The organism is Paracoccus sp. PAMC 22219 (assembly GCF_000787695.1).
GTDB lineage: Bacteria > Pseudomonadota > Alphaproteobacteria > Rhodobacterales > Rhodobacteraceae > Paracoccus.
The window spans coordinates 1-6,444 of sequence record NZ_BBPH01000190.1; the positions used below are offsets into that span (position 1 = coordinate 1).

General features: G+C 65.1%; 9 protein-coding genes. 4 read left to right on the forward strand and 5 right to left on the reverse strand.

Features of this window, described 5'->3' with window-relative positions:
* The 3 genes from TY51_RS17775 to aat form a co-directional block, all read left to right on the forward strand.
* Positions 1 to 258, forward strand: a 258-nt coding sequence (locus TY51_RS17775) for a biotin/lipoyl-containing protein (RefSeq protein WP_042252172.1), incomplete at its 5' end; no start/stop codon positions are given.
* Positions 259 to 262: 4 nt separating this feature from the next.
* Positions 263 to 1,609, forward strand: a complete 1,347-nt coding sequence (gene accC / locus TY51_RS17780) for an acetyl-CoA carboxylase biotin carboxylase subunit (protein ID WP_042252174.1) — start codon at positions 263 to 265, stop codon at positions 1,607 to 1,609.
* Positions 1,610 to 1,616: 7 nt separating this feature from the next.
* Positions 1,617 to 2,234 carry a leucyl/phenylalanyl-tRNA--protein transferase gene (gene aat / locus TY51_RS17785; protein WP_042252177.1) on the forward strand — a complete coding sequence of 206 codons (618 nt, stop codon included), beginning with the start codon at positions 1,617 to 1,619 and terminating at the stop codon, positions 2,232 to 2,234.
* Here aat and TY51_RS17790 read toward each other — a convergent pair.
* The 5 genes from TY51_RS17790 to TY51_RS17810 form a co-directional block, all read right to left on the reverse strand.
* Positions 2,225 to 2,575: a DUF2155 domain-containing protein gene (locus TY51_RS17790; RefSeq protein ID WP_042252180.1), complete on the reverse strand. Its 351-nt coding sequence runs from the start codon at positions 2,573 to 2,575 to the stop codon at positions 2,225 to 2,227. The two genes, aat and TY51_RS17790, sit on opposite strands and share 10 nt — an antisense overlap.
* A complete protein-coding gene (locus TY51_RS17795; protein WP_042252182.1) occupies positions 2,572 to 3,048 on the reverse strand; it encodes an outer membrane lipid asymmetry maintenance protein MlaD in 477 nt (158 codons plus the stop codon). Before TY51_RS17795 ends, TY51_RS17790 begins: the two co-directional genes overlap by 4 nt.
* A 1-nt stretch (position 3,049) precedes the next feature.
* Positions 3,050 to 3,424, reverse strand: coding sequence for an NADH:ubiquinone oxidoreductase subunit NDUFA12 (locus TY51_RS17800; RefSeq protein ID WP_042252184.1), 375 nt, complete (start codon positions 3,422 to 3,424; stop codon positions 3,050 to 3,052).
* Between the two features lie 84 nt (positions 3,425 to 3,508).
* Positions 3,509 to 4,774 carry an ATP-dependent Clp protease ATP-binding subunit ClpX gene (gene clpX, locus TY51_RS17805; protein ID WP_042252186.1) on the reverse strand — a complete coding sequence of 422 codons (1,266 nt, stop codon included), beginning with the start codon at positions 4,772 to 4,774 and terminating at the stop codon, positions 3,509 to 3,511.
* A 162-nt stretch (positions 4,775 to 4,936) separates the two neighbouring features.
* The gene (locus TY51_RS17810; protein WP_042252189.1) at positions 4,937 to 5,569 is read right to left on the reverse strand and encodes an ATP-dependent Clp protease proteolytic subunit; all 633 of its coding nucleotides are present in this window, start codon (positions 5,567 to 5,569) and stop codon (positions 4,937 to 4,939) included.
* 155 nt (positions 5,570 to 5,724) lie between these two features.
* On the opposite strand from TY51_RS17810, the gene pth reads away from it, so the two are divergent.
* A partial coding sequence (pth, locus tag TY51_RS17815; RefSeq protein WP_081995235.1) for an aminoacyl-tRNA hydrolase occupies positions 5,725 to 6,444 on the forward strand: 720 nt, incomplete at its 3' end.

Genomic DNA, 6,444 nt, shown 5'->3' on the forward strand with positions numbered 1-6,444 from the left:
GCCAGCGCCGATCCGGCCAGCCTGCCCGGCGCCGTGACCTCTCCGATGGTGGGCACCGCCTATCTGTCGGCCGAACCCGGTGCGGCGGCCTTCGTGACCGTCGGCCAGACCGTGGCCGAGGGTGACACGCTGATGATCGTCGAGGCGATGAAGACGATGAACCACATTCCCGCCCCCCGCGCGGGCACGGTGCGCCGCATCCTGGTCGATGACGGCAATCCGGTGGAATTCGGCACCCCCCTGATGATCGTCGAGTAAGCCCATGTTCGACAAGATCCTCATCGCCAACCGGGGCGAGATCGCGTTGCGCGTGATCCGCGCCTGCCGCGAGATGGGCATCGCATCCGTCGCGGTCCATTCGACCGCAGACGCCGACGCGATGCATGTCCGCATGGCCGACGAATCGGTCTGCATCGGGCCGCCGTCTTCGGCGCTGTCCTATCTGTCGATGCCGGCGCTGATCTCGGCCTGCGAGATCACCGGCGCGCAGGCGATCCACCCGGGCTACGGCTTCCTGTCGGAAAACGCGGGCTTCGTGCAGATGCTGGAAGATCACGGCATCACTTTCATTGGGCCGCGCGCGGAACACATCCGCATCATGGGCGACAAGATCACCGCCAAGGACACCATGAAGGCGCTTGGCGTCCCCTGCGTGCCCGGCAGCGACGGCGGCGTGAACGACGTGGACCAGGCCAAGGCGGTCGCGGCCCAGATCGGCTATCCGGTTATCATCAAGGCCACGGCGGGCGGCGGCGGTCGCGGCATGAAGGTCGCCGAGAACGAGGCGGGCCTTGAGGTCGCCTTTCGCACCGCGCGGTCCGAGGCCAAGGCAGCCTTCGGCAATCCCGACGTCTATCTGGAAAAATACCTGCAGCGCCCGCGCCATATCGAGATCCAGGTCTTTGGCGACGGCAAGGGCCGCGCCGTGCATCTGGGCGAACGCGATTGCTCGCTGCAGCGCCGCCACCAGAAGGTGCTGGAGGAGGCCCCCGGCCCCGCCATCACGCCCGAACAGCGCGCCCGCATCGGCAAGGTCTGCGCGGACGCGGTGGCCAAGATCGGCTACTCCGGCGCTGGCACCATCGAGTTTCTGTTCGAGGACGGAGAGTTTTACTTCATCGAGATGAACACCCGCCTGCAGGTGGAGCATCCGGTGACCGAGGCGATCTTCGGCGTCGATCTGGTCCGTCAGCAGATCCGCGTCGCCGCAGGCCTGCCGATGGAGTTCCACCAGGAAGACCTGGTCATCAACGGCCACTCGATCGAGGTGCGGATCAACGCTGAAAAGGTGCCGGGCTTCTCGCCCTGCCCCGGCAAGATCACCCAGTATCACGCCCCGGGCGGTCTGGGCGTGCGGATGGATTCGGCGCTGTATCAGGGCTATTCGATCCCGCCCTATTACGACAGCCTGATCGGCAAGCTGATCGTGCATGGCCGCGACCGGGAAGAGGCGCTGGCACGTCTGTCGCGTGCCCTGGGCGAACTGATCGTGGACGGCGTCGACACGACCGTGCCGCTGTTCCGCGACCTGCTGGCGGAACCGGACATCCAGTCGGGGAACTATTCGATCCACTGGCTGGAACGCTGGCTGGCCCGGCGCTACGCGTAAGGGTCCGATGCTGACGCCCGCGCAACTGCTGACCGGTTATGCGCGGGGCGTCTTCCCGATGGCCGAAAGTGCGGATGACGACCGCCTCTACTGGTTCGACCCCCCGATGCGGGGGGTCCTGCCGGTGGGCGGCGTCCATGTTGCCCGGTCATTGCGGCGTGATTTGCGGCGCGGCGGCTGGTCGGCGCATCTGGACGGCGATTTCGCGACGGTCGTCGCCGCCTGTGCCGACCGCGAGACGACCTGGATCAATGCCCCCCTAGCCGACCTGTACCAAGCCTTGCATGGCGCGGGCCACGCCCATGCCATCGAGGTCCGCCATGATGGGCAGTTCGCAGGGGGCCTGTTCGGGGTGACCCTTGGCGGGGCGTTCTTCGGCGAATCCATGGTATCGGCCCGGGAGAACGGATCGCGGATGGCCCTGTGGTGGCTTTCGACGCATCTAAAGCGCTGCGGCTTCACGCTGTTCGACACGCAGTTCCTGACGCCGCATCTGGCTCGGATGGGCGGGATCGAGATCCCGCGAAAGACCTATCACACCCGCCTGACGGCTGCCCTGCGTCGCAAGGCCGACATCAGGGCCAAGCCGCTGCCGTCAGCCGAGGCGCTTACCGATCAGCCCTGACAGGACATCACCCAGACATCATAGCGCGCGTCGTCCAGAGCTGACAGCGCCGGCGAACTGGCGATCATCCAGCCGCTGAAGACCGATGCGTTCTGGCGCAGGTCGGTGATCGTCAGCTGCGCGAAGGCATCGGAACTGGGGTCGCCCGCCGGATAGCGGCATTCCCCCAGCCTGATCTCCAACCGCCCATATCGAACCGCCTGACCGATCTGCAGCGGCAGGTCCGTCGTCCGCCCCGACACCTTGTCCAGCCCGCGCAGCATCGCGCCCTGTGCCCGCACGGTGTCCTGTGCGGCCAGCGGCGATGCCACAAGTATCAGGCACAGCGCGGCGCGGATCATGGTGCGTCCCCGTCAGCCGACTGACTGTCAACGAATTTCAGCATCAGTTGAAGCAGGCTGACAGCGCCCTGGACGTCCTCGATCTCATCACCGGGAGAGAGGTTTTCCGTGGCGCCACCTGGTTGCAGCTGGATATAGGCACCGCCCAGCAGTCCATCGGATTGGATCAGGGCTGCGCTGTCGGTGGGCAGAACGATGTCGTCGGGGATCGTCAGCACGGCGTCGGCGAGATAGGTCTGCGGGTTCAACCGCACCTCGCTGACGCGGCCGATGCGCACGCCTGCCAAGCGGACCTCGGTTCCAACCGCCACACCGTCAACATCAGGAAAGGATGCGGTCAGCGGATAGCCGGTTCCGCCGCCCCACTGACCCTGCGCCGCCCACGTCAAAAAACCTACAGCGACCGCCAGAACGATGCCGCCCGCGATCAGTTCGGCCCGCGCCTCGGCCCGGTGGGCGATGTCAGCGGACATGTTATTCGGGGCGCCACGCGTCATAGTCGCTGCGGACCGCAGGTGCGGCACGATACAGCGATCCTGCGGGCACATAAGCGCCTGGCGTTCCGGTCAGGTTCGCCTGATGCGGCTGCTCCCAGGCCTTGCGCGGAACGGCAAGTTCGGTCGGTGCCTCATTCCAGGTGTGGTGCAACCAGCCGTGCCATTCGGGCGCAATCTGGCTGGCCTCGGATTCGGCCTTGTAGATCACCCAACGGCGTTTGCCGTCCTTGGTCTTGTAGAAGACGTTGCCTGCCGCGTCCTCACCGACCTTGACGCCGTTGCGCCATGTCCAGAACTGAGTGTTCAGCGTCTGGCTGTTCCACCAGGTCAGAAAGCGCAGCAGGAACGACATCGGCAGGACCCTCAACGATCAGATTTGCCCTTGGGATATGCCCCAGTTTCCGCGCAAGGTCCAGCCTTGCGCGGAACGCCCCGGTCAGCCGGCCGAGGCGGTTTCCTTCTTGGGATCCACATGGATCAGAAGGGGCTTGGCCGCCGGGTTGTCCACGGCCTCGTCGTTGACCACGACCTCCTGAACGCTGTCCAGACCTGGCAATTCGAACATGGTATCCAGAAGGATCTCTTCCATGATCGACCGCAGGCCGCGGGCACCGGTCTTGCGCTTGATGGCGCGCTTGGCGATGGCGGTCAGCGCATCCTCGGTGAAGGTCAGCTGGACGCCTTCCAGATCGAACAGGCGCTGGTACTGCTTGACCAAGGCGTTCTTCGGCTTGGTCAGGATGATGATCAGCGCCTCTTCGTCCAGATCGGTCAGGGTCGCGATGACCGGCAGCCGGCCCACGAATTCCGGGATCAGGCCGAACTTCAGCAGGTCCTCCGGCTCCAGTTCCTTGAACAGTTCGCCGACCCCCTGATCGCCCGATTCCTTGACCGAGGCGCCAAAGCCCATCGCCGTGCCCTTGTTGCGCTGCGCGATGATCCGGTCCAGACCGGCAAAGGCGCCGCCGCAGATGAACAGGATGTTGGTCGTGTCGACCTGCAGGAACTCCTGCTGGGGATGCTTGCGCCCGCCCTGCGGGGGAACCGAGGCGACCGTGCCCTCCATGATCTTCAAGAGGGCCTGCTGCACACCCTCGCCGGACACGTCGCGGGTGATCGACGGGTTGTCGGACTTGCGGGTGATCTTGTCGACCTCGTCGATATAGACGATGCCGCGCTGCGCACGCTCGACATTGTATTCGGACGATTGCAGCAGCTTCAGGATGATGTTCTCGACATCCTCGCCCACGTAGCCGGCCTCGGTCAGCGTGGTCGCATCGGCCATCGTGAAGGGCACGTCCAGGATGCGGGCCAGCGTCTGCGCCAGCAGCGTCTTGCCGCAGCCGGTGGGGCCGATCAGCAGGATGTTCGACTTGGCCAGTTCGATGTCGGTCTTTGACCCGTGGTTCAGACGCTTGTAGTGGTTGTGCACGGCCACCGACAGCACGCGCTTGGCATGCTCCTGTCCGATGACGTAATCGTCCAGCACGCCGCAGATCTCACGTGGGGTGGGCACCCCGTCGCCGGATTTCAGGCCACTGGTCTTGGTCTCCTCGCGGATGATGTCCATGCACAGTTCGACGCATTCGTCGCAGATGAACACGGTCGGTCCCGCAATCAGCTTGCGGACCTCGTGCTGGCTCTTGCCGCAGAAGCTGCAATAGAGCGTGTTCTTGCTGTCGCTGCCGGACTGGTTCGCCATCGTCCATTTCCTTGACTGCCGTCCCGCAAGGTCGCGGGGCGGGCGACGGCGGGATCGGGTTTCCGCGCGCCGCATCTTCGGGTTTCCCGCGACGGATCGGCCGCCGCGGGTCATTCATGCCATGTTACGGGCCAGTCCGGCCCGTCACAATCCCCATCAAAGCTATTTCTTCTCGGGGACGGCCTTGCCGCGCGGGGCCACGACCTCGTCGATCAGGCCCCAGTCCTTCGCCTCGTCCGCGGTCATGAAGCGGTCGCGCTCCAGCGCCTCCTCGACCTCGGCCAGGGATTTGCCGGTATGGTGGACATAGATCTCGTTCAGGCGACGCTTCAGCTTTTCGGTCTCGCGCGCGTGGATCAGGATGTCGGTGGCCTGACCTTGGTACCCGCCCGACGGCTGGTGGACCATGACGCGGCTGTTGGGCAGCGAATAGCGCAGCCCCTTTTCGCCTGCCGCCAGCAGCAGCGAACCCATGCTGGCCGCCTGCCCCACCACCAGCGTCGACACGCGCGGCTTGATGTACTGCATGGTGTCATAGATCGACAGGCCAGACGTCACGACGCCGCCGGGGCTGTTGATATACATGCTGATATCCTTGGACGGGTTCTCCGCCTCCAGGAACAGCAGCTGCGCGCAGATCAGCGTCGACATCCCGTCATGGACGGGACCGGAGACGAAGATGATCCGCTCCTTCAGCAGGCGCGAGAAGATGTCATAGGCCCGTTCCCCGCGCGAGGTCTGTTCGACCACCATCGGCACCAGGGTGTTCATGTAGAATTCTGCCGGATCGCTCATCTTCTGTCCTTGCCTGTTCGCCCCTGTCCCCGCGATTCGACCGGGCACTTGTCCCTGTCTTACCCGCGAAGTGTTGACAGAGTCTTAGTAACGGGCAAGGACAGCCGCAAGGGATGGAACGCAAATCGCCCCCGGCGGGCGGACAGGAGGCAGCCGTGAAGCTGATCGTGGGGCTGGGAAATCCCGGCGCGAAATATGCGTCAAATCGTCACAATATCGGTTTTCTGGCCGTCGACCGCATCGCCACGGACCACGATTTCACCCCGTGGCGTGCCCGCTTTCAGGGCATGGCCGCCGAGGGACGCCTTGGCGACATGCGCGTCACGCTGCTGAAACCGCAGACCTTCATGAACCTGTCCGGCCAATCCGTCGGAGAGGCCGCGCGCTATCTGAAGCTGACCCCCGCCGACGTGATCGTTCTGCATGACGAACTGGACCTGGCACCGGGCAAGTGCCGGGTCAAGCATGGTGGCGGGCATGCCGGTCACAACGGCCTGCGGTCAATCCACCAGCATATCGGCGCGGAATATGGGCGGGTTCGGCTTGGCATCGGTCATCCGGGACACAAGGACAAGGTCGCGCCCTATGTGCTGTCCGATTTCGCCAAGGCGGAACAGGACTGGCTGGACGACCTGCTCCGCGGGATATCGGACGGCGCGGTGGCGCTGGCGGCGGGCGACGGCGGACGGTTCCAGAACGCGGTTGCGAACCGCACCGCTCCTGCCCGGAACAGCGGCACCGACGCACCGCCCCCGAAACCCGCCGCGCCTCCTGCTGCCAAGCCCGAACCCGCTCCGCAGCCCGTCACCCTGACCGACCGCCTGCGCGCGCTGAGCGATCGGGTTCAAGTGAGCGTCGCCGCAGCCTTGCCCATC

Bases quoted from the DNA above. Each gene is read 5' to 3' on its own strand.
- accC (WP_042252174.1), top strand. From the start codon at position 263: ATGTTCGACAAGATCCTCATCGCCAACCGGGGCGAGATCGCGTTGCGC.
- aat (WP_042252177.1), top strand. From the start codon at position 1,617: ATGCTGACGCCCGCGCAACTGCTGACCGGTTATGCGCGGGGCGTCTTC.
- TY51_RS17790 (WP_042252180.1), bottom strand. From the start codon at position 2,575: ATGATCCGCGCCGCGCTGTGCCTGATACTTGTGGCATCGCCGCTGGCC.
- TY51_RS17795 (WP_042252182.1), bottom strand. From the start codon at position 3,048: ATGTCCGCTGACATCGCCCACCGGGCCGAGGCGCGGGCCGAACTGATC.
- TY51_RS17800 (WP_042252184.1), bottom strand. From the start codon at position 3,424: ATGTCGTTCCTGCTGCGCTTTCTGACCTGGTGGAACAGCCAGACGCTG.
- clpX (WP_042252186.1), bottom strand. From the start codon at position 4,774: ATGGCGAACCAGTCCGGCAGCGACAGCAAGAACACGCTCTATTGCAGC.
- TY51_RS17810 (WP_042252189.1), bottom strand. From the start codon at position 5,569: ATGAGCGATCCGGCAGAATTCTACATGAACACCCTGGTGCCGATGGTG.